We start from the raw sequence: 24186 nt of genomic DNA, 5'->3' as shown, positions 1-24186 counted from the left end.
CGGTCCTCCTCAGGAAACGCGGGGGTCGGCGGGGTCGTCGAGTCGGGTCAGGTCGTCGGTGAGTCGCGCGGCCAGCGCCGCCAGCAGGGCGGCCCGCTCACGCTGGACGAAGAAGTGGTCGCCGGGGAGCACGGTCAGGTCGAAGGCGGCGACGGTCTGCTCCCGCCAAGCGGCGAGCTGGTCGGTGGTGATCTTGTCGTCCCGGTCGCCGCCGAACACGGTCAGCGGGACGTCCAGCGGCGGCTCGGTCTGGTGGATCCGGGTCTCCACCATGGCGAAGTCGGCCCGCAGCAGCGGCAGGTACACCGCCAGGGTCTCCGGGTCGGCCAGCATCTCCTCCGGGGTGCCGCCCATCGCCCGCAGCCGGTCGACCAGCTTCGCCTCCGGCAGCCGGTGCATCGGCGGCTCGGGGTCGGGCAGGTGCGGGGCGCGGGCCGCCGACACGTACAGGTGGGCCGGGGCGGGCAGCCCCCGCCGACGCAGCCACCGGGTCGTCTCGTACGCGACGAGCGCGCCCATGCTGTGCCCGAACAGCGCGTACGGCTGGTCCAGGTAGGGCCGCAGCACGTCGGTGAGCGTCCGGGTCAGCTCGGACATCCGGGTGAACGCCGGTTCCCGGTGCCGCTGGTCCCGGCCGGGCAACTGGATCGGGCACACCTGCACTCCGGCGGGCAGCGCGTCGTCCCAGGCGCGGTACAGGGCCGCGTTGCCGCCCGCGTACGGCAGGCAGAACAGCCGCAGCCGGGCCGACGCGTCCGGGACGCCCCGGACCAGCCAGTCGGCGGGGTCGACGCTGACCTCGGCGGTGGCCGGTCGGGCCGGGCCGACCGACCGGCGCGGCGTCGGCCGCGACGCCGACTGCGGCACCGCCGCCGGGCCCGGAACCGTGCCGGACCGGGCCGCCGCCGCCGTGCCCGGCGGGGCCGGCGGGGCCGGCGTGCCGGGGGCGTCGAGCTGGGTGAGCACGGTGTCGACGATCCGGTCGACGGTGATGCCGGAGAGGAACTCCTGGGCGGCGATCTGCGTGCCGTACATGACCCGCAGGCGGTTGCGCAGCTCGAAGACCATCAACGAGTTCAGGCCGAGGCCGAGCAGCGGCTGGGTCGGATCGAGCTGCTGCGGCAGCAACCCCAGCACCGCCGCGATCTGCTCCCCCAGGTAGCCGGCGAGCGCCGCGCGCCGCCGGTCGGGCGCGATGGTGGACAGCACGGCCCGACTCGTCGGCGCCGCCGTCGGACCGGCCGCCCCGCCGCCGCCTCCCGGACCGTCGCCCGCCGGTCCGTCGGCCGCCGCCGCGCCGTCGTCCCGCACGGCCGTCGCGGCCGTCGCGGCCGGAAGGACCGTCGGGCCCGAGGCGTCGGCCGTCGCGGTCGGAAGGACCGTCGCGCCCGGGGCAGCCGTCGCGGTCGGCCCGGCCGTGCCCGCGGACGGCAGGTCGTCCGGGCGTCCGCCGAGGGTCGCGCGCAGGCCGGTCACCTCGGCGACCACCCGCAGGTCGGCGTCGAGCAGCCGCAGGTCACCGGTGAGCGCGTCGGCGCCGACCTCGCGGAGCCGGACGTGCGCCCACAGCTCACCGGTCGCCGGCCGGTACGCCCGCAGTCTCTCCACCGCCACCGGCCGGTGCCCGACGGCGCTGGCGACCGGGTCCGGCGCGACCACCGGCAGCAGGTCGAACACGCCGGCCAGCAGCCGCCAGTCCAGCGGCGACCAGCCGTCGGGCACGGCGAGCAGGGCCAACGCCTCGCCGTCGCGCCGCCACAGCCGCCGTACCGCCCGCGCGCCGGCGTGGTCTGGTCGGCCGACCGCGGCCCGGCCGGCCCGGTAGACCTCGCCCGGCACGTCGGTCGCGCACCGCTCGCGGACCGCGTCCGGGGTCTCCTGCGGCAGCAGGTACGGTTGCCCGCCCCCGGTGACGGCCCGCAGCGTGCCCCGGGCGTGCCGGATCCACGGCCCCGGCGCGCGGCCGCTGTCGGCGGGCCGGCTGAGCACCTGCCAGCCGGCCACGCCGTCCCGCCCGCCGTCGACCACCACCTGGGTGACCCGGCCCTGCGTGGCGAGCCCCGCCTCGAAGGTCACGTCGGTCAGCGCGCAGGTCGGCACGCCGGTCACCGGGACGGCCGCGGCGAGCGCCAGATCGAGATGGACGCTCTCCGGCACGTCCGCGAGACCGGCCAGATCCGGCCGGGCGGCCGGGTCGACGACCAGCTCCCAGAAGTGCTCCCCGCCGGGCGCGGCGGCCCGCAGGTACCGTCCGCCGCGCTCCACCGCCGCGCCCGACGCCGCCGCCCCGGCCGACGCCGCGCCCGACACGCCGGCCGATCCGGTCGACGTCGTGCCGGCGGGGTCGAACTCCAGCCAGCAGCGTTGCCGCTGCCAGGGGTAACGCGGCAACCGCAGCGCCGTCCGGTCGGTGGGATGCTGACGCCGCCAGTCCACCCGGTGGCCGAGCGTCCACAGCGCGCCGAGCGTGCCCAGCAGCACCGCCCGCTCGTCCTCGTCACGGCGCAACGACGGCAGCGCCGCCACGGCGACCCCGGCGTGCCGGGCGCACTGCTCGACCGAGGGCAGCAGGATCGGATGCGGGCTGATCTCGACGACCTGCGTCGGCGCGCTGGTCACCAGGTCACCGAGGACCGTGGCGAACAGCACCGGCTCGCGCAGGTTGTCCGCCCAGTAGGCGGCGGTGAGCTCCCGGCCGTCGGTGGGCCGGCCGGTGACCGTCGAGTGGAACGGCACCGTCGCCGCGCGCGGCGTCACCGTACGCAGCTCGGCGAGCAGGTCGTCGCGCAGCTCGTCCACCTGCGGGCTGTGCGAGGCGAAGTCCACCCGGACCTGACGGCAGAACACGTCCCGCTCGGTGAGCGTCTTGAGCACCGTCTCGATGGCCGTGGTGTCACCGGAGAGCACGGTGCTGGTGGGGCTGTTGCTGACCGCGATGGCGAGCTGGTCCTCCAACCCGGCGATGGCCGCCCGCGCCTCGGCCAACGGCAGCTCCACCACGGCCATCGTGCCGCGGCCCCGGATCCGGCGGACCAGGGCGCTGCGGCGGCAGATCACCCGCGCCGCGTCGGCCAGGTCGAGCGCTCCGGCGACGTGCGCCGCGGCGACCTCGCCCATCGAGTGGCCGACCACCGCGTCGGGCACGATGCCCCAGGACCGCCACAGCGCGGCCAGGGCCACCTGGACCGCCCAGGTGGTCGGCTGCACCACGTCGATCTGGTCGAGCCGGGACGTCGACCCGTCGGCGCGCAGCTCGTCGACCAGCGACCAGGACACGTACGGGGCCATCGCGGCGGCGCACTCCTCGATCGCCTGCCGGAACACCGGCTCGGTGTCCAGCAGCCGCCGCCCCATGCCGACCCACTGGCCGCCCTGACCGGGAAAGACGAAGACCGTCCGGCGACGGACGTGGCCGGTCCGGTCACCCGTCGACAGACCCGGCCGGACCGTGCCGGCGGCGAACGCCGCGAGCTTGTCGGTCAGGTCGGCGCGCGAGGTGAAGCTGACGGTCAGCCGGTCGTCGTGGTGGGTGCGGCGCAACGCGGTGGTGTAACAGAGGTCGTCGAGGTCGACACCCGGGTCGGCGACGTGCTCCCCCAGCCCGGCGGCCAGGTCCCGCAACGCGGCCCGGTCGTGAGCGGACAGCGGCAGCAGCCGGGCCCGCTCGGCGACACCCTCCCCCGCCGGGCCGGCGGCCGGCGACGCGACGGCCGCGGGCGCCTCCTCGACGACCATGTGCACGTTGGTGCCGCCGAAGCTGAGCGAGGTGACCCCCGCCAGCAGCGGCCCCTCGTACGGCCACGGGCCGCGCCGGTCCTGGACCCGCAGCCGGTAGTCGTCGAACGGGATGTGCGGGTTGCCCTCGGTGTAGTGCAGGCTGGCCGGCACCTGCCGGTGCCGCATCGCGAGGATCACCTTCAGCAGCCCGGCCAGACCGCCCACCATCTGGAGGTGGCCGATGTTGGTCTTGACCGAGCCGATCATCAGGGGTCGGTCGGCGTCCCGCCGCGCGCCGAGGATCGTGCCGAGGGCCTGCGCCTCGATCGGGTCGCCGAGGATCGTGCCGGTGCCGTGCGCCTCGACGTACTGCACCGCCGCCGGGTCCACGCCGGCCCGCTCGTACGCCTCACGCAGCATCGCCTCCTGGGAGAGCCGGCTCGGCGCGGTCAGGCCGTTGCTGCGGCCGTCCTGCGCGACCGCGCTGCCGCGCAGCACCGCGTGGATCGGGTCGCCGTCGGCCAACGCCCGGGACAGCGTCTTGAGCACCACCGCGGCCACGCCCTCGCCGAGCACGATGCCGTCGCCCCGGGCGTCGAACGCCTTGCACCGGCCGTCCGGGGACATCACGCCGAGCTTGGTGAACCAGACGAACCCCTCCGGCTTGAGGAACAGGCCCGCGCCACCGGCCAACGCCATCGTGCAGTCGCCGCTGCGCAGGCTCTCGCACGCCTGGTGCACCGCCAGCAGCGACGACGAGCAGACCGCGTCCAGGGTGTAGCTGGGCCCGCGCAGGTCGTAGACGTACGACACCCGGTTCGCCACGATCGACCCGAACGACCCGGTGGCGGTGTACACGTTGGCCAGGTCGGGGTTGTTGAAGTTCAGCCAGCCGTACTCGCTGTGCGCCAGCCCGACGAAGACGCCGGTGCGGCTGCCACGCAACTGGTCCCGGGCCTGCCCGGCGTCGTCGAACGCCTCCTGCGCGACCTCCAGCATCAGCCGCTGCTGGGGGTCCATGTTCGCCGCCTCCCACGGCGAGATGCCGAAGAAGCCCGGGTCGAAACCGTCGATGTCGTCCAGGAAGCCACCCCAGCGGGTGCTCATCTTCCCCGGTGTCTCCGGGTCCGGGTCGAAGTACGCGTCGGTGTCCCACCGGTCGGCGGGCATCTCCCGGATCACGTCCGCCCCGTCGTGCAGCAGCTTCCAGAACGACTCGGGGTCGTTCGCGCCGCCGGGCAACCGGCAGCCCATGCCGATCACCGCGATCGGCTCGGTCTTCGCGCGTTCCACCTCGGCGAGTTGGGCGCGGAGCTCACGGATGCCGAGCAGCGCCCGTTGCAGCGGGGTCAGGTCGTCCGTACGTACGGCGCGGTCACTCATGACGGTCCTTCGGTGACGGGGAGAGTTCCTGCTCCAGGAGGGCCTCGACCTCGGCGTCGGAGAGCTGCGCGATCTCCGCCAGCCAGGCGTCCCGGTCAGGTTCGGCGGCGGGCGTCGCGGCCCGGGTCGGAGGCGGGCCGGCCGGCGCGGCCGGCTCGGCGGGGGCGAGTTCCCCGGCGACGAACCCGGCCAGCGCCTCGACGGTCGGGTAGTCGAACAGCACCGTGGCCGGCAGCGACCGGTCGACGCTGAGGCTGAGCGCGTTGCGCAGCTCCACCGCCATCAGGGAGTCCAGGCCGAGCTCGTTGAGCGGCCGGCGGGTCTCCAGGGTGTGCGCGGCGGCCACCCCGAGGACCCGGGCGGCCAACTCCCGCACGTGCGCCACGATCAGGTCGGCCCGGTCGTCGGGCGCGGCGTCGGCGAGCAGGGTCACCAGGGCCCGGTGGTCGCTGCCGCCGGCGGCCGGTCCGGCCGCGTCGACGCCCGTCGCGGCGGCCAGGTCGTCCAGCAGCGGCGGCCGCCGCCCGGACGGGTACTGCCGCAGGTAGGCGCCCCACTCGACGGCGACCACCCCGACCTGGGCACGGGGCTGCCCGAGCAGGGCGGCCAGCTCGGCGACGCCCCGCTCCGGGTCGATCAGGCCCATGCCGCGCGCCGCCCACTGCCGGTCGTCGTCGAGACCGGCGGCCATGCCCGCGCCCCGCCACGGCCCCCAGTCGACGCTCAACCCGGGCAGGCCCTGCCGGCGGCGCTCGGCGGCCAGCAGGTCCAGGAAGGCGTTGCCGGCCGCGTAGTTGCCCTGCCCGGCGGATCCGAGCAGCGCGGCCACCGACGAGAACAGCACGAAGAAGTCCAGGTCGAGGCGGTGGGTGGCGCGGTGCAGGTGCCACGCGCCGGCCACCTTCGGGCCGAGCACCCGGGCGAACCGGGACCACTCCTGTTGCAGCAGGATGCCGTCGTCGAGCACCCCGGCCGCGTGGAACACCCCGCGCAGCGGCGGCAGGCTCGCGGTGACCTCGCCGACCAGCCGGGACACCTCGTCGGCCCGGGTGATGTCGGCGCGGACCACCTCGACCCGCGCCCCGGCGGCCCGCAACGCCGCCACGTCCGCCCGGCTGTCGTCGCTGCCGGCGCTGCGGCCGACCAGCACCAGGGTCCGGGCCCCGCGCTCCACCAGCCACCGCGCCACGTGCCGACCCAGACCGCCCAGACCACCTGTGACCAGGTACGTCCCGTCCGGCCGGACCAGCTCGTCCGGCTCCGCCGCCACCGGATCGTGACTGACCACGATCTTGCCGACGTGCCGGGCCTGCGCCATGTGCCGGAACGCGTCCACCGCCCGGGGCAGCCCGAACACCCGGCTCGGCAGCGGCTGGAGCTCCCCGTCGGCGAACCGCCGCATCAGCTCGGCCAGCAGCGCCCGGACCGTCGCCGGCTCGTCCCGGGACAACTCCACCAGGTCGAACGCGGTGTAGCTGACGTCGTCGCGGAGCCGGGCCACCTGCTCGGCGGACCAGATCTCCCGCTTGCCGATCTCCACGAACCGCCCGCCGGGGCGCAGCAGCCGCAGACTCTCGACGATGAAGTCCCCGGTCAGCGAGTTGAGCACCACGTCGACGCCCGCGCCGCCGGTCCACTGCCGGATCTCCTCGGCGAACGCCAGGGTGCGGGAGTTCGACAGCCGTCGGACGCCCAGCCGTCGCAGCGTCGGCCACTTGGCCGGGCTCGCCGTCGCGTACACCTCCGCGCCGACGGCCTGGGCGAGCTGCACCGCGGCCAGCCCCACCCCGCCGGCCGCCGCGTGGATCAGCACCCGATCCCCCGGCCCCAGTCGGGCGATCCGGTCCAACGCGTACCGGGCGGTCAGGAACGTCACCGGGATGGTCGCGCCGTCGGCGTCCCCGACGACCGCCGGCAGCGGCGCGACCAGGTTGGCGTCGACGGTCACGAAACTGCCGAAGCTCGCCGGGGCCAGTGCGACCACCCGGTCCCCGACGGCCAGGCCGGCGACGTCCGCGCCCAGCGCCACCACCTCGCCCACGCACTCCAGGCCGAGCGGTCCGGCCTCACCCGGGTACATGTCGAGCGCGTTGAGCACGTCCCGGAAGTTCAGGCCGGTCGCCCGGACGCGCAGCTCCACCTGCCCGACCGCCGGCGTCCGCCGGGCCACCGGGCGCAACGCCAGCCGGTCCAGCACCCCGGGGGTCGCCACCTCCAACCGGTACGACTCGACGGCCGGCACCGCCAGCGGCGCGTTGCCGTCGACCGCGCAGCGGGCCAGCCGGGCCACGTGCCGTTGGCCGTCGCGCCGGGCGACCTGGTCCTCCCGGTCGTCAGCGGACACCTCGGCGACGAGGAACGCCGCGTCCCCGGCGGGACTGTCGTCGCCCGGGTCCAGGTCGACACGGACACAGCGCAGCTCGGGGTGCTCCAGGGCCACCGTGCCACCGAGGCCCCAGAGCGGGGCCTGCGCCAACGCCAGCGGCCCGGCCGGCTCCCCGACCGCCTGCCCACCCCGGGTCACCAGGTACGTGCGGGGGGACATGCTGCGGGTCGCCAGGGTCCGCACCAGGTGCAGGGTGCTCTCCAGGACGGTCCGCTGGGCCTGCTGGAGGTCCGTGAGGTCCACGTCCGGGTCGGCGGGGCCGTCCAGCGCCCACAGGTGCAGCACGCCCCGCCAGTCGGCGTCGCCGACCGCGTCGAGCAGCCGGGCGACGTCCCCGGCGCGGCCCGGGTCGATCCGGTAGGCGTTCGGGCCGTCCACGGTGAACGCCGCGCCGGGCCGGACCAGGGCGCAGGTGTGGCCGGCGGCGGCCAGCAGCGCGGCCACCTCCCGACCGACGCCACCCGCGTCGGCGAAGACCAGCCAGCGGCCCGGGGCCACGCCGGCGGAGGCGGTCAGGTCGGCGACCGGCCAGGTGAGCTCGTACCGCAGGTCGTCGCCGCGGGCCGGCGGGCGGCGCAGCGCGGCCGGGTCGACGTGCCGCAGCCGCAGACCGCGCAGCTCCACCACCACCCGGCCGGCACGGTCGGCGACCACCACGTCCCCCACGACCTCCGTCCCGGTCGCGCTGCTGCGGGCGTACGCCCGCAGCCCCGTCCCGTCCGACGGCGTGACCCGCAGCCGGTCCACCCGGAACGGGACGTGGACCGCCAGTCCGCCGTCGGGTTGCGGCCGGCTCAGGCCGAGCAGTTGGAAACACGCGTCCAGCAGGCCCGGATGCACCGGGTACGGCACGCCGGTGTCCAACGCGTCGGGGGTACGGATCTCGCCGACGGCCACGCCGTCACCGACTCGCACCTCGTCGAGCCAGCGGAAACTCGGGCCCAGCGACAGTCCGGCGTCGGTGACCCGCCGGTAGAACGCGTCGAGGTCGCCGAGCGGGCGGTCACAGGCGCCGGTGATCGCGTCCAGGTCCGGCGCCGCCTCGTCGGGGACGGCGTCCGGGTCGAGCCGGGCGGCGACGTACTCGGTCCAGTCGGGGTCGTCGAAGGTGACCAGCCGCATCGTGGCGTCCGTCGCCGACAGGACCGTCTGCGCCGGACGGTCACCGGACTCCGGCAGCACCAGCGGCCGGACGAAGAGGACGTCCCGCAGGCCGGGGGCCTGGACGCCGTTCTCGGTCGCGGCGGCCAGCAGCATGGCGACGTGGTGCGCGCCCGGCACCACGAGCTGGTCGTGCAGCCGGTGCTCGGCCAGCAGCGGGTACGCCGTGGCGCTCAACGCCGCTTCGAAGACCGTGTCCCGCAGCGCGGGCGCGCGGAGCCGCTGCCCGAGCAGCGGATGACCGCCGGCACGGCGACGGCTCTGGCTGCCCGGCTTCGGCGCGGACCAGTAGCGTTGGCGTTGGAACGGGTACGTCGGCAGATCCACCACCCGGGACGGAACCCCCGCCGTCACCGCCACCCAATCCAACTCCACACCCCGCACAAAAAGATTCGCCACCGCCGTCATCATCTGCCGCCAGTCATCACGACCACGCCGCAACGACGGCAACCACAACACCCCACCATCGTCATCCACACACAGCCGCGCCGACGCCAACAACACCGGATGCGGACCAATCTCCTGCACCACCGAACAACCCTCACCCACCAACGCCCGCACACCATCAGCAAACCGCACCGGCGCCAACACATGCCCCACCCAATAATCCGCCGACCCCATCGACCCATCAGCCACCGCACCAGTCACACCCGACACCACCGTCCGCTCCGGCCGCCGAAACTCCACCGAACCAGCAACATCCCGAAACGCCGACACCATCGGCTCCATCAACGGCGAATGAAACGCATGCGACACCCGCAACACCGACGACTTCACCCCATCCACCGCCAACCGCCCCCGCAACACATCCAACGCCTCAACCGAACCCGCCACCACCGTCTCCACCGGACTATTCACCGCCGCCACCACCACACCCGAACCCACCAACAACGGCAACACCGCATCCTCCGACAAAGCCACCGCCACCATCCCCCCACCCGACGGCAACCCCTGCATCAAACCAGCCCGCGCCACCACCAAACGCAACCCATCCTCCACCGACAACACACCCGCCACACACGCCGCCACCAACTCACCCACACTATGACCCCCCACCACATCCGGCACCACACCCCACGACCGCCACACCGCCGCCAAAGCCCACTCCACCGCAAACAACACCGGCTGCGTAAAACCCGTCCCATCCAAAACCGACGCATCATCACCCGACGAAAACAACACCTCCAACAACGACCGACCCAACTCCACATCCAACACCGCCGCACACCGATCCAACTCCACCCGAAACACCGACACCGACTCATACAACCCACGCGCCATACCCACATACTGCGCACCCTGACCCGTAAACAACCACCCCACCCGCACCCCCGAACCCGGCACCACCACACCCGACACCACGAAACGAGGATCCGCCTCACCCGCCAACCACCCCCGCAAACGCGACACCCCCTCCACCACATCAGACGCCACCACCGCCAACCGACACCCAAAACGCGAACGCGTCACCGCCGCACCCGCACACACCACACCCCAAGCAGGCCCACCCGGCCTATCCAACAAATCCACATACCGCTGCGCCAACACCCGCAACGCCACCTCATCCCGCGCCGACAACGGCAACACATGAACCGAACGCTCCGACACCCCCACCTCAACAGCCTCCGGCGCCTCACCAACCACCACATGCGCATTCGTCCCACTCATCCCGAACGAACTGAGCCCGGCGATCCGGGGCCGCTCACCGCGCGGCCAGGGCCTGGGGGCCACCGGCACCTGGATCGGCAGGCCGTCCCAGTCGATGTGCGGGTTCGGGGTGCGGAAGTGCAGATGCGGCGGCACCTGCTCGTGCCGCAACGCCAACACCAACTTGATCAGACCCGCCACCCCGGCGGCAGCCTCCAGATGCCCGATGTTCGTCTTCACCGAACCCACCAACACCGGACGATCGACCGGCCGGCCCCGGCCCAGCACCGACGCGAGGGCGCGTACCTCGATCGGGTCGCCGAGGGAGGTGCCGGTGCCGTGCGCCTCCACATAGTCCACATCAGCCGGCTCGACACCCGCATCCGCCAACGCCGCCCGCAGCAACGCCTGCTGCGCCAACCCGTTCGGCACGGTCAGCCCGCCGCTCGGGCCGTCGTGGTTGACGGCGGTGCCCCGCACCACGGCGAGAACCCGGTCACCGTCGCGCTGCGCGTCGGACAGCCGTTTCACGACGACCACGCCGCAGCCCTCACCCCGGCCGTAGCCGTCGGCGGACGCGTCGAACGTCTTGCACCGGCCGTCCACGGCCAGCGCCTTCATCTTCGACAGCGTCACGAACGCGTCCGGGGCGAGCATCGCGTTGACCCCGCCCACCAGTGCCTGGTCACACTCGCCGGCCCGCAGACTCCGTACGGCGAGGTGCAGCGCCACCAGCGACGACGAGCACGCCGTGGTGACCGCCATGCTCGGCCCCTGCAACCCCAGCAGGTACGACAGCCGCCCGGCCGGGAAGCTCAGGTCGTTGCCGGTGCCGGCGTAGAGGTCGAGCTGGGTGGGGTCGCCGGCGCCGGTCTGCAACTGGAGGTAGTCGTTGGTCATGATCCCGACGAACACCCCGGTGGGGCTGCCGACGAGCCGGTCCGGCACCTGCCCGGCGTGTTCCAGCGCCTCCCACGCGACCTCCAGCAGCATCCGCTGCTGCGGGTCGAGGCTGGCGGCCTCGCGGGGGGCGATGCCGAAGAACGCCGGGTCGAACTGGTCGACGCCGTCGACGAAGTGCCCTTGCCGGGTGTACATCCGGCCGGGGCGGTCCGGGTCCGGGTCGTAGAAGTCGGCGAGGTCCCAGCGGTCGGCAGGCACGTCGCCGGCCGCGTCGACGCCGTCGCGCAGCAACCGCCAGAAGGCGGCCGGACCGTCACCGCCGCCGGGGAAACGGCAGCCCGCCCCGATGATGGCGATCGGCTCGTGCCGGGCCCGCCGTACCTCGTCCAGCTCGGCTTCCAGCTCCTCGATGGCGAGGAACGCGCGCAGCAGCGCGGACTGTTCTCCGCGCTTCGGGTCTTCGGTCATTTCCTTCTCCGCTGGGCAAGGGAGGCGAGTTTCTTCGCCAACAGGTCTTCCAGGGCGTCCTCGGAGAGGTCCTTGAGCCGTTCGGCGGTCTCCGTGGCCCGGCTGGTCGGCTCCGGGGCCGGTGGGTCCGGTGTCGTGGTCTCCAGGGCCAGGACGTCCCCGGCCAGGTATTCGGTGAGCGCTTCGACGGTCGGGTACTCGAAGACGACCGTGGCGGGCAGCGTGCGGCCGAGTTGGTGCTGGAGGTTGTTCTTCAGCTCGACGGCCATCAGCGAGTCGAGGCCGATCTCGAAGAGCTTCTGCCGGGGCTCCAGGTGGTACGTCGCCGGCAGACCGAGCACCCCGACCACCTGGTCCCGCACGTGCCGGCGGAGCAGGTCCAGGCGGTCCTGCGGCGGGACGGCGGCGAGCCGGTCGGGCAGCAGCTCCGGCGGGGTCGGGTCGGCGGCACGTGGGCCGGAGGTTCGCACGGCGCGGCCCAGCTCACGCAGCAGCGCCGGCTCCGCTCCCGGCGCGAACCCTCGCAGGTAGGTCGGCCAGGTAACCGGCAGGACGCCCACCTGCGCCAGGTCGGTCCGCAGGATCTGCTCCAGCGCCTCGATCCCCTGCTCGGGGCTGATCCCGCCGATGCCCTGCGCGGCCCACCGCCCGTCGGCCTGGCCGGCGCGGGCGGCCATCCCGGCTTCGGTCCACGGCCCCCAGTTCACGCTGACCGCCGGCAGGCCCCGGGACCGGCGGTGGTGGGCGAGCCCGTCGAGGAACGCGTTGGCAGCGGCGTAGTTGGCCTGGCCGGTGGTGCCCAGCAGGGACGCCGCCGAGGAGAACAGCACGAAGAAGTCCAGCGGCAGGTCCCGGGTGGCGCGGTGCAGGTTCCATCCGCCGTCGACCTTGGGGGCCAGCACCCGGGCGAAGTCCGTCCAGGTCTGCTGGAGCAGCACGCCGTCGGCCAGGACTCCGGCCGCGTGGACCACGCCCCGCAGCGGCCGGTCGGCCGGGATCGCCGCGACCAGCCCGGCCACCTCGTCGGGTCGGGCGACGTCGACCGACGCCACCGTGACCTCGGCGCCCGAGCGGCGCAGGTCGTCGAGCGCGGTCAGCGTCGCGCCGGCCGGCGCCCGCCGGCCCACCAGGAGCAGGCGCCGGGCGCCGCGCGTCACCAGCCAGTCGGCGACGGTCAGGCCGAGCGCCCCGAGGCCACCGGTGACCAGGTACGTCCCGTCGGCGTCGACGGTCACCGCCGGTCCCGTCGGCGGGGCGTCCGAAGACGGCACGAGGCCGGCGACCAGCCGTTCGGCGCCCCGTACCGCGATCCGGTCGCCGGTGGGCGGGGCGAGCAGCTCACCGACCAGGGCCGGTACGGCGTCGGTGGCGTCGGCGTCCGGCGCCAGGTCGACCTGGCCGCCCCACAGTTCGGGGTGCTCCAGCTCGACGACGTTGCCCAGCCCCCACAGGGCGGTCTGGGTCACCGTGACCGGCGCTCCGGCGGTGGTGGCGCACGCGCCCCGGGTGACCAGACGCAGCCGCGGCGGGGTGTCACCGCCGGTCACGGTGGCCAGCCCGCGGAGCAGACGCAGCGCCGTGCGCAACGTCCGGTCCTGCCGGGCGGTGAGGTCGGCCGGTTCGGGCTCGACGCCGGTCGGGTCAGCCGCGCAGAGCAGGACGGCGCCCCGCCAGGCGGGCGTGGCGTCGACGGTGGTCGCGTCGAGCAGGGTGGCCAGGTCGGGCCCGCCGTCGGGCAGCTCCGGGTGGATCAGGACGACCTCCTGCCCCCGTACCCGGAGCTGTTCGGTGAGCAGGGCCGCCGTGCTGTCGGACGGGTCGGCGCAGACCAGCCACCGGCCGGGGGTGTCCGGGCCGGCGGCCGGCAGCGGCCGGGGCTGCCAGCGCACCTGGTGGAACAGCCCGGGGGTACGGGAGCGTCCGGCGCGCAGCAGGGCGGAGCGTTCGGCGCGTTTGAGTCGCAGCCCCTGGGATTCGGCGACGATCCGACCGTCGTCGTCGATCAGCCAGACGTCGGCGGTGAGGGTCTCGTCGTCGGGTCGGCTACCGGGTCGGAGTCGGGCGTGGCCCCAGATCGGCCCGTCAGCGCCCCGGCGCAGGCGGAAGCGGTCCACGCCCAACGGCACGTACACGGCGAATTCCTGGCCGCTGGCCGGCAGCGCCGCGCCGACGATCTGGAAGCTGGCGTCGACCAGACCCGGGTGCAGGACGTACCGGTCGTGCCGGTCGGTGTCCTGCGCCTGCCGCATCTGGCAGAGCGCCTCGCCGTCGCGTCGCCAGATGCGGCTCTGCCAGCGGAAACCGGCCTCCAGTTCCAGGCCGTCGCGCCAGCCGGTCTGGTAGAACCAGTCGACGTGTTCCGGGTCGGGGGCGCAGCGCCGCTGGATGTCGGCCGGCGTCTCGTGCGCGTCGTCGCCGTCCGTCGGGGTGTCGTCGCCGCCGGTCGGGGTGTCGTCGTACGAGCCGGTGGCGTGGACGGTCCAGTCCGGCTCGTCGGTGTTCCGGCTGACCAGTTGGATCGTCCCGCTCTGGTCGGCCGACGCGTCGAGGACGACCTGCACCGTCCGGTCCTGTCCGGGGTCGAGCAGCATCGGCTGCGGGAAGACGACGTCCGTCAGGGCGGGCGCGGCGTGCCGGCCGTCGATCGCGGCGGCCAGCATCACCAGGTGGTGAGCGCCGGGCACCACGATCTGGCCGTAGATGCGGTGTTCGGTCAGCAGCGGGTGGGCGGCCGGGTTGAGCGTCGTCTCGTGCACGGTGCCGGTGATCGCGGGCGAGGAGAGCCGCCGGCCCAGCAGCGGGTGGTCGTCGCGGGCGACGGGCTCCCGGGCCTGCCGGGTGGCCGCCGGAGACCAGTAGCGTTGGCGTTGGAACGGGTACGTCGGCAGATCCACCACCCGGGACGGAACCCCCGCCGTCACCGCCACCCAATCCAACTCCACACCCCGCACAAAAAGATTCGCCACCGCCGTCATCATCTGCCGCCAGTCATCACGACCACGCCGCAACGACGGCAACCACAACACCCCACCATCGTCATCCACACACAGCCGCGCCGACGCCAACAACACCGGATGCGGACCAATCTCCTGCACCACCGAACAACCCTCACCCACCAACGCCCGCACACCATCAGCAAACCGCACCGGCGCCAACACATGCCCCACCCAATAATCCGCCGACCCCATCGACCCATCAGCCACCGCACCAGTCACACCCGACACCACCGTCCGCTCCGGCCGCCGAAACTCCACCGAACCAGCAACATCCCGAAACGCCGACACCATCGGCTCCATCAACGGCGAATGAAACGCATGCGACACCCGCAACACCGACGACTTCACCCCATCCACCGCCAACCGCCCCCGCAACACATCCAACGCCTCAACCGAACCCGCCACCACCGTCTCCACCGGACTATTCACCGCCGCCACCACCACACCCGAACCCACCAACAACGGCAACACCGCATCCTCCGACAAAGCCACCGCCACCATCCCCCCACCCGACGGCAACCCCTGCATCAAACCAGCCCGCGCCACCACCAAACGCAACCCATCCTCCACCGACAACACACCCGCCACACACGCCGCCACCAACTCACCCACACTATGACCCCCCACCACATCCGGCACCACACCCCACGACCGCCACACCGCCGCCAAAGCCCACTCCACCGCAAACAACACCGGCTGCGTAAAACCCGTCCCATCCAAAACCGACGCATCATCACCCGACGAAAACAACACCTCCAACAACGACCGACCCAACTCCACATCCAACACCGCCGCACACCGATCCAACTCCACCCGAAACACCGACACCGACTCATACAACCCACGCGCCATACCCACATACTGCGCACCCTGACCCGTAAACAACCACCCCACCCGCACCCCCGAACCCGGCACCACCACACCCGACACCACGAAACGAGGATCCGCCTCACCCGCCAACCACCCCCGCAAACGCGACACCCCCTCCACCACATCAGACGCCACCACCGCCAACCGACACCCAAAACGCGAACGCGTCACCGCCGCACCCGCACACACCACACCCCAAGCAGGCCCACCCGGCCTATCCAACAAATCCACATACCGCTGCGCCAACACCCGCAACGCCACCTCATCCCGCGCCGACAACGGCAACACGTACGCCGACCGTGCCGGGCCGGCCGCCTCGACAGCCGGCATCTCCGCCTCGGGTGCCTCCGCCACGACCACGTGCGCGTTGGTGCCGCTCATCCCGAACGAGCTGACACCTCCGACGCGGGGCTTCTCGCCGCGCGGCCAGGGCCGGCCTCCGGTGGCGACCTCGATCGGGATGCGGTCCCAGGGGATGTGCGGGTTCGGGGTGCGGAAGTGCAGATGCGGCGGCACCTGCTCGTGCCGCAACGCCAACACCAACTTGATCAGACCCGCCACCCCGGCGGCAGCCTCCAGATGCCCGATGTTCGTCTTCACCGAACCCACCAACACCGGACGATCGACCGGCCGGCCCCGGCCGACGGTGGCGGCCAGCGCGTCGACCTCGATCGGGTCACCGAGCGGGGTGCCGGTCCCGTGCGCCTCCACATAATCCACATCAGCCGGCTCGACACCCGCATCCGCCAACGCCGCCCGCACCAACGCCTGCTGCGCCACACCATTCGGCACCGTCAGACCAGAACTCGGACCATCATGATTCACCGCCGTGCCCCGCACCACGGCGAGAACCCGATCACCATCACGACGCGCATCCGACAACCGCTTCAACACCACCACCCCACAACCCTCACCCCGCCCGTAACCATCAGCCGACGCGTCGAACGTCTTACAACGACCATCCGGCGACAGGGCTTTCGTACGGGAGAGGTAGATGGTGCCCTCGGGGGCGAGCATCAGGTGGACGCCGGCGGCGAGGGCGAGGTCGGACTCACCGGAGCGCAGACTCCGCACCGCCAGATGCACCGCCACCAACGACGACGAACACGCCGTGTCCACCGCCATGCTCGGCCCCTGCAACCCCAGCAGGTACGACACCCGGCCGGCCGCGACGCTGAAGGCGTTGCCGGTGCCGGTGTAGGCGTCCAGGGTGGCCGGGTCGGCCGAACGCAACATGAGCGAGTAGTCGTCGGTGCCGATGCCGACGAAGACGCCGGTGCGGGTGCCCCGCAACCGCTCCGGCACCACACCAGCATCCTCCAACGCCTCCCACGCCACCTCCAACAACAACCGCTGCTGCGGATCCAAACTCACCGCCTCACGAGGCGACACCCCAAAAAACCCCGCATCAAAACCATCCACCCCCGACACAAAATGACCAGCCCGCGTATACGACCGACCCACCACCTCCGGATCAGCATCAAAAAACCCCTCCACATCCCACCGATCCCCCGGCACCACACCAACCGACTCCACACCCCCCGACAACACCTCCCAGAAACCCGCAACAGACTCCACCCCACCCGGCAACCGACACCCCAACCCGACCACCGCGATCGGCTCGGGCGTGGCGCGTTTCTGGGCTTCCAGACGCTTCTGCAGGTCGAGGACGAGCAACGCGAGGCGCTTGGGCGGCAGGTTCGCCAGCCTCTCCTGGATGTCACTCATCTATGCCTGCCCTTCCGGGGTAGATCCGTTCGCGAGCAGCCGGTCGATCTCGTCGTCCGACAGTTGTTCGAGGTTGTCGAGCAGCGCCGCGAGATCGTCCCCGGGGTCCGGGGCGGCCGGGCTGTCCGGTTCGGGTCGCCGCTGCTCGAACAGCAGCGAGTCGAGGTGCGCGACGACCGCCTCGACCGTCGGGTAGTTGAACAGCAGCGTGGTGGGCAGCTCGTGGTCGAAAGCGGCCTGGACGCGGTTCGTGAACTCCAGCGCCATCAGCGAGTCCATGCCGAGGTCGAACAGTCCCTTCCGCGGGTCGAGGGACTCCTCGTCGAGCATCAGGATCGCCGCCAGCTCACCGGTCACGTATCCGGCCAGCGCGACCCGCCGGTCCGCGTCCGGCATCGTCTCGTACCGCTCACGCAGTCGGAACCCGCTGGTGGTCGCCGCGGTGGCCGGCGCGCCGGTGGGACGCGGTGGCAGCAGGTCGGTCAGCAGGGGTCGGGCCGCGCCGAGCGGATACCGCTCGGCGTACCGGGACCAGTCGACCGGCGCCACGCCCACCTGCGGCGTGTGGCCGGCCATGACCCGTCCGAGCAGCCGGAGGCCCCGGTCGGGCGGGATGACGCCGACGCCCCGGTCGGTCCACCGTTGCTGGTCCCGGTCGGTGAGCGCGGCGGCCATGCCGGAGTCACCCCAGGCGCCCCAGTTCACGCTCAGCGCCGGCAGCCCGAGGGCACGCCGGTGGTGGGCCAGGCCGTCCAGGAACGCGTTGGCCGCCGCGTAGTTGCCCTGACCGGGCGCGCCGAGCAGGGACGCGATCGAGGAGAACAGCACGAAGTGGTCCAGCGGCAGGTCACGGGTGAGCCGGTGCAGGTGCCACGCGCCGGACACCTTCGGGGCGAACACCCGCTCGAACCGCTCCCAGCTCTGCTGGTGCAGGACCCCGTCGTCGAGGACGCCGGCCGCGTGGAAGACACCCCGCAGGGGCGGCATCGTGGTGTCGATCTCGGTGAGGATCCGCCGTACGTCGTCCGCCCGGCTCACGTCGCCCTGGAGCACGTGGACGTGCGCGCCCTGACCGGTGAGGTCACGGATGATCTCCCCGGTCGCGTCCGTCGGGCCGCGCCGCCCGACCAGGACGACGTGTCGCGCGCCCCGGTCGACCAGCCACCGGGCCGTCAGCAGGCCGAGCGCGCCCAACCCGCCGGTGACCAGGTGGGTGCCGTCGGCGCTGATCTCCGGAGGGTCGGCGGGAGGCGTGGACGTGGCCCGGACGACCCGCGCGACGTGGCGTCGTCCGCCCCGCCAGGCGACCTGGTCCTCCCCGTCGGCGGAGCGGAGGCTGGTGACGAGGGCGTCGGCCGGGCTGTCCGCGTCCGGATCCAGGTCGATCAGCCCGCCCCACAGGTGGGGGTGTTCGAGCCCGACGACGGCCCCCAGCCCCCAGACCGGCGTCTGGTAGGGCGCGGCCGGCGCGGCGGCCCCGCTGACCGGCTGGGCGCCTGCGGTGACCACCCAGATCCGGAGGGTCGACAGCGCTTCCTGCGGCGCCACGGCCTGCACCAGGTGCAACAGGCTGGCGCAGCTCCGCACGTGCGCGGCGGTCAGGTCGTCCCGGGCTGCTGCCGGGTCGTGGTCGAGGCTCCACAGGTGGACGACGCCGGTGCTGGCTCCGGTGTCGTCCAGGAGCCGTCGGAAGTGCTCCGGTCGACCGGGGTCGACCTGCCAGGCGTCCCCGCCGAGAGCCGCGTACCGGTCGCCGGCCTGGACCAGGTGGCAACGGTCACCGTCGGCGCGGAGCGCGGCGGCCACCGACGCGCCGACGCCGCTGCTGTCGGCGAGGATCAGCCACTGGCCGGGGTCAGAACCACCGTCGATGGTGGACGGGTCTTCTTCCCTGGGCTGCCAGGTCGGCTCGTAGAGCCAGTCGCCGTCGTCCGTGCTCCGCGGCGGCGCCAGTCGGGACGTGTCGACCCAGTAGCGTTGGCGTTGGAACGGGTACGTCGGCAGATCCACCACCCGGGACGGAACCCCCGCCGTCACCGCCACCCAATCCAACTCCACACCCCGCACAAAAAGATTCGCCACCGCCGTCATCATCTGCCGCCAGTCATCACGACCACGCCGCAACGACGGCAACCACAACACCCCACCATCGTCATCCACACACAGCCGCGCCGACGCCAACAACACCGGATGCGGACCAATCTCCTGCACCACCGAACAACCCTCACCCACCAACGCCCGCACACCATCAGCAAACCGCACCGGCGCCAACACATGCCCCACCCAATAATCCGCCGACCCCATCGACCCATCAGCCACCGCACCAGTCACACCCGACACCACCGTCCGCTCCGGCCGCCGAAACTCCACCGAACCAGCAACATCCCGAAACGCCGACACCATCGGCTCCATCAACGGCGAATGAAACGCATGCGACACCCGCAACACCGACGACTTCACCCCATCCACCGCCAACCGCCCCCGCAACACATCCAACGCCTCAACCGAACCCGCCACCACCGTCTCCACCGGACTATTCACCGCCGCCACCACCACACCCGAACCCACCAACAACGGCAACACCGCATCCTCCGACAAAGCCACCGCCACCATCCCCCCACCCGACGGCAACCCCTGCATCAAACCAGCCCGCGCCACCACCAAACGCAACCCATCCTCCACCGACAACACACCCGCCACACACGCCGCCACCAACTCACCCACACTATGACCCCCCACCACATCCGGCACCACACCCCACGACCGCCACACCGCCGCCAAAGCCCACTCCACCGCAAACAACACCGGCTGCGTAAAACCCGTCCCATCCAAAACCGACGCATCATCACCCGACGAAAACAACACCTCCAACAACGACCGACCCAACTCCACATCCAACACCGCCGCACACCGATCCAACTCCACCCGAAACACCGACACCGACTCATACAACCCACGCGCCATACCCACATACTGCGCACCCTGACCCGTAAACAACCACCCCACCCGCACCCCCGAACCCGGCACCACCACACCCGACACCACGAAACGAGGATCCGCCTCACCCGCCAACCACCCCCGCAAACGCGACACCCCCTCCACCACATCAGACGCCACCACCGCCAACCGACACCCAAAACGCGAACGCGTCACCGCCGCACCCGCACACACCACACCCCAAGCAGGCCCACCCGGCCTATCCAACAAATCCACATACCGCTGCGCCAACACCCGCAACGCCACCTCATCCCGCGCCGACAACGGCAACACATGAACCGAACGCTCCGACACCCCCACCTCAACAGCCTCCGGCGCCTCACCAACCACCACATGCGCATTCGTCCCACTCATCCCGAACGAGCTCACTCCCGCGATCCGGGGCCGCTCACCGCGCGGCCAGTCGGTCGGCGTGACGGGAATCCGGGCGGGAATCTCGGTGAGCGAGATGCGTGGGTTGACGTTCGTGAAGTTGACCTGCGGCGGGACCTGCTCGTGGCGCAGGGCGAGCACGGTCTTGATCAGGCCGGTCACCCCGGCGGCAGCCTCCAGGTGCCCGATGTTGGCCTTCACCGAGCCGAGCAGTAGTGGCCGGTCGGCCGGGCGGCGTTCGCCGAGCACCGTGCCGAGCGCCGCGACCTCGATCGGGTCGCCGAGCGGGGTGCCGGTCCCGTGCGCCTCCACATAATCCACATCAGCCGGCTCGACACCCGCATCCGCCAACGCCGCCCGCACCAACGCCTGCTGCGCCACACCATTCGGCACCGTCAGACCAGAACTCGGACCATCATGATTCACCGCCGTGCCCCGCACCACGGCGAGAACCCGATCACCATCACGACGCGCATCCGACAACCGCTTCAACACCACCACCCCACAACCCTCACCCCGCCCGTAACCATCAGCCGACGCGTCGAACGTCTTACAACGACCATCCGGCGACAGGGCTCGGGCCCGGGACAGGAAGATGTGCGACTCAGGAATGATCATGAGGTTGACGCCGGCGGCGAGCGCCAGGTCGGACTCACCGGAGCGCAGACTCCGCACCGCCAGATGCACCGCCACCAACGACGACGAACACGCCGTGTCCACCATCAGGCTGGGCCCGTGCAGTCCGAGCAGGTACGACAGCCGCCCGGCGACGGCGCTGCCGATGTTTCCCGTCCCGTAGTAGGTGTCGATGATGGTGGGGTCGGCGAGTTTGAGTTGCAGTTGCATGTACTCGTTGCTGATCAGGCCGACGAAGACGCCGGTGCGGGTGCCCCGCAACCGCTCCGGCACCACACCAGCATCCTCCAACGCCTCCCACGCCACCTCCAACAACAACCGCTGCTGCGGATCCAAACTCACCGCCTCACGAGGCGACACCCCAAAAAACCCCGCATCAAAACCATCCACCCCCGACACAAAATGACCAGCCCGCGTATACGACCGACCCACCACCTCCGGATCAGCATCAAAAAACCCCTCCACATCCCACCGATCCCCCGGCACCACACCAACCGACTCCACACCCCCCGACAACACCTCCCAGAAACCCGCAACAGACTCCACCCCACCCGGCAACCGACACCCCAACCCGACCACCGCGATCGGCTCGTCGGGGGCGGGACGGGCGGTGCTGGTCTCTCCGGCGACCGCCAGCAGCGCCTGCTTGACCGGGGACAGCTCGGTGGCCACGCCGCTGGTGAGGTGTCGACGCAACAGGGTCAGCGCCTCCTCCTCGGAGAGCGCGGCCAGCGCGTCGGCGGTGAGGGCCGGTGGGCGCGGGGCCGGCTCGCGGGGGGTGTCGAGCCGGAAGACCTCGCCGGCGAGGTGGTCGGTGAGGGCCGCGACGGACGGATGCTGGAAAACCAGGGTCGGCGGCAGCCGGTACGTGTCACCGAGCGCCCGTTGCAGCCGGTTCTGCAGCTCGACGGCCATCAGCGAGGTCATGCCGAGGGCGAAGAAGCCCTGCCCGGGGTCGACGGCCCTGCCGTCCTCGACGCCGAGGGTCTCGGCGACCAGGCTGCCGATCGCGTCGGCGAGCCGGTCCCGGCGTCGGGCCGGCGGGGCCTCGGCGATCCGCCGGACCAGTTCGGGCGCTTCGGGGGTCCGTGCGGCGCGGTCGGCCGGACGGTCCGCGATCCAGTACCGCTTCCGCTGGAACGGATAGGTCGGCAGGACGACCCGGGGCTGCCGACCGGCGTCGGCCGGTGTCCACGGGTCGTCGCCGGCCACGTACCGGTCGGCGTGGGCATGCGGGTCGTCCCCGCCGGGCGACGCCTCGGCGACCCCGTGGCGCGCGTCGGGATCGCCCTCGCCGGGGTCGTGGGCGCCGCGATCGGCGACGCCGTGGCGGACGTCGGGGTGGGGGACGTCGGCGAGCCAGTCGGTGAGGCGGGCGGCTGCGGTCGGCGCGTCGGCGGCGACGACCGCCAGACGGTACGCGAAGTGGGTACGTCCGGACGCGGCGGTGGCGCAGACGGCGCGCAGGTCGGGCGCGTCCGGGGCGGTGAGCAGGGTGACGTACCGCTCGGCCAGGTCCCGCAGGGCGGCGGCGTTGCGGGCCGACAGCGGCAGCAGCGCCGGGGCGGCGGGCGGGGCCGCCGGGGCGGGTTCGCCGGTCGGGGGTTCGGCGACGACCAGGTGCACGTTGACGCCGCCGAGGCCGAACGAGTTGACTCCGGCGAGGCGGGGGCGTTCCGCCCGCGGCCAGGGCAGCGGCGTGGCGGGGAGCAGGAACGGCGCGTCGGCCAGCCCGGTCGCCGGGTTGACGGTGTCCAGGTGCAGGTGCGGCGGGATGGCGCCGTGTTGGAGGGAGAGCACCACCTTGATCAGGCTGGCGACGCCGGCGGCCAGTTCCAGGTGGCCGATGTTGGTCTTGACCGAGCCCAGCACGCAGGGCCGGTCGGCCGGTCGGCCGGGGCCGAAGACCCGGTTCAGGGCGGTCGCCTCGACCACGTCGGCGAGGGGGGTGCCGACGCCGTGCGCCTCGATCAGGTCGACCTGGTCGGGGTCGACGCCGGCGTCCCGCAGGGCGTCGCGGACCACCGCCTCCTGGGCGTGGGCGTTGGGCGCGGTCAGCGCCTCCCCGCGTCCGTTCTGGTTCATCGCGGTGCCGTGGATGACGGCGAGGACGGGGTCGCCGTCGCGGCGGGCGTCGGCGAGACGTTTGAGCACGACGATGCCGCAGCCCTCGCCGCGGACGTAGCCGTCGGCGGCGGCGTCGAAGCTCTTGCAGCGCCCGTCGGCGGCCATCATCCAGGTCTGGGAGAGCCCGATGGTGGCGGTGGGCGAGAGCATGAGGTTGACGCCGCCGGCGAGGGCGACGCTGGTGTTGCCCGAGCGCAGGGCCTGGCAGGCCAGGTGCACGGCGACCAGGGACGACGAGCAGCCGGTGTCCAGGGCGAGGCTGGGGCCACGCAGGTCCAGCAGGTGCGACAGCCGGTTGACGGCGATGCTGAGCGCGTTGCCGGTGACGTAGTAGGCGTTGAGGTTGGTCGGGTCGTCGAAGGCGACCCGGGCGTAGTCGTCGGTGCCGATGCCCACGTAGACCCCGGTGGCGCTGCCGGCGAGCCGGGCCGGGGCGATCCCGGCCCGTTCCAGCGCCTCCCAGGTGACCTCCAGCAGCATGCGGTGCTGCGGGTCCATGCTGGTCGCCTCGCCCGGCGAGATGCCGAAGAAGTGGCTGTCGAACAGGTCCACCCCGTCGACGAAGCCGCCCCAGCGGCTGTTCGTGGTGCCGGGCTCGGCGAGGTCCGGGTCGTAGTGCGCGTCGACGTCCCAGCGGTCCCGGGGGACCTCGGTGACCGCGTCCCCGCCGTCGACGAGCAGACGCCAGAAGGCGTCGGCGTCGGTGGCGCCGGGGAACCGGCAGCTCAGGCCGATCACGGCGATCGGCTCGGCGGCGGGCCGGGACGACGGGCGGTGACTACGCTCCGGGGCCAT

General features: G+C 72.6%; 4 protein-coding genes. All 4 read right to left on the bottom strand.

Translation table 11 applies throughout. The annotated features are described in order from the left end of the window. Positions 1 to 9 precede the first annotated feature (9 nt). Genes O7606_RS04460 through O7606_RS04445 form a run of 4 tightly spaced genes read right to left on the bottom strand, consistent with a single transcriptional unit; the run spans position 10 to position 24186 of the window. Positions 10 to 5100: a type I polyketide synthase gene (locus O7606_RS04460; RefSeq protein WP_281597740.1), complete on the bottom strand. Its 5091-nt coding sequence runs from the start codon at positions 5098 to 5100 to the stop codon at positions 10 to 12. Then, complete coding sequence (locus O7606_RS04455) at positions 5093 to 11665, bottom strand: type I polyketide synthase (protein WP_281597739.1); 6573 nt, start codon at positions 11663 to 11665, stop codon at positions 5093 to 5095. Before O7606_RS04455 ends, O7606_RS04460 begins: the two co-directional genes overlap by 8 nt. Next, positions 11662 to 17259, bottom strand: a complete 5598-nt coding sequence (locus tag O7606_RS04450) for a type I polyketide synthase (RefSeq protein WP_281597738.1) — start codon at positions 17257 to 17259, stop codon at positions 11662 to 11664. The genes O7606_RS04455 and O7606_RS04450 overlap by 4 nt, the downstream gene beginning before the upstream one ends. Beyond that, on the bottom strand, positions 17260 to 24186 hold the full coding sequence (locus O7606_RS04445; protein ID WP_281597737.1) for a type I polyketide synthase: 6927 nt from the start codon (positions 24184 to 24186) through the stop codon (positions 17260 to 17262). It abuts the gene before it with no gap.

Origin of the sequence: Micromonospora sp. WMMD882, from assembly GCF_027497255.1 — a bacterium.
Classification (GTDB): Bacteria; Actinomycetota; Actinomycetes; order Mycobacteriales; family Micromonosporaceae; genus Micromonospora.
The sequence above is the reverse complement of the archived record's forward strand: the minus strand, read 5'-3'. Positions and strand labels throughout refer to the sequence as shown.

Bases quoted from the DNA above. Each gene is read 5' to 3' on its own strand.
- O7606_RS04460 (WP_281597740.1), bottom strand. From the start codon at position 5,100: ATGAGTGACCGCGCCGTACGTACGGACGACCTGACCCCGCTGCAACGG.
- O7606_RS04455 (WP_281597739.1), bottom strand. From the start codon at position 11,665: ATGACCGAAGACCCGAAGCGCGGAGAACAGTCCGCGCTGCTGCGCGCG.
- O7606_RS04450 (WP_281597738.1), bottom strand. From the start codon at position 17,259: ATGAGTGACATCCAGGAGAGGCTGGCGAACCTGCCGCCCAAGCGCCTC.
- O7606_RS04445 (WP_281597737.1), bottom strand. From the start codon at position 24,186: ATGGCCCCGGAGCGTAGTCACCGCCCGTCGTCCCGGCCCGCCGCCGAG.